Origin of the sequence: Mesorhizobium sp. M2A.F.Ca.ET.042.01.1.1 (assembly GCF_003997405.1) — a bacterium.
GTDB lineage: Bacteria > Pseudomonadota > Alphaproteobacteria > Rhizobiales > Rhizobiaceae > Mesorhizobium.
In genome coordinates, this window is sequence record NZ_RZRX01000646.1 from 1 (window position 1) to 485 (window position 485).

The following is a 485-nucleotide window of genomic DNA, read 5'->3' on the forward strand; positions in this document are numbered from 1 at the left end:
ACATAACTATGACGTCCGCGCGGTGGTCAGCATGGCCAGCAGGCGATCGGATACGCCCGTGAACGTGCCCTTCTTGATCTGCGGCGGGGCACCGGCGTCGAGGATGTCTAGCTTCTCGGCCGGATCGATCCGTAGATAGATCTCCGTGCTAAGGACGCTGCTGTGGCCCAGCCAGAGCGCCACCCGTCTGATGTCACCGGTGGCCTCAAGCGTGTGGATTGCGCAGGTGTGCCTCAGCACATGAGGCGTGACTTTTTTGTGCACCAGGCTCGGAGCCGAACGCTGGGCGGTCTCTATGTGCGCCGCGAGGCGGCTGGCGAAGCCGTGGCGACCCATGGCTTCGCCGCGGCCGTTGAGGAAGACCGCCCTGTCCTTGGTGGGGGGTCGGATTCGCAGCCAGTCTTTCAGGACCGTCTGCGTTTCCTTCCAGAGGGGCAGCACTCGCTCGCGCCGGCCCTTGCCCAGAACATGGATCGTATCCATGG

The 485-nt window shown here is 64.1% G+C and carries 1 protein-coding gene; it reads right to left on the reverse strand.

Going from position 1 to position 485, the window contains the following annotated elements:
- Positions 1 to 6 precede the first annotated feature (6 nt).
- On the reverse strand, positions 7 to 485 hold a 479-nt coding region (locus EOA23_RS35365; RefSeq protein WP_145966631.1), incomplete at its 5' end, for a tyrosine-type recombinase/integrase.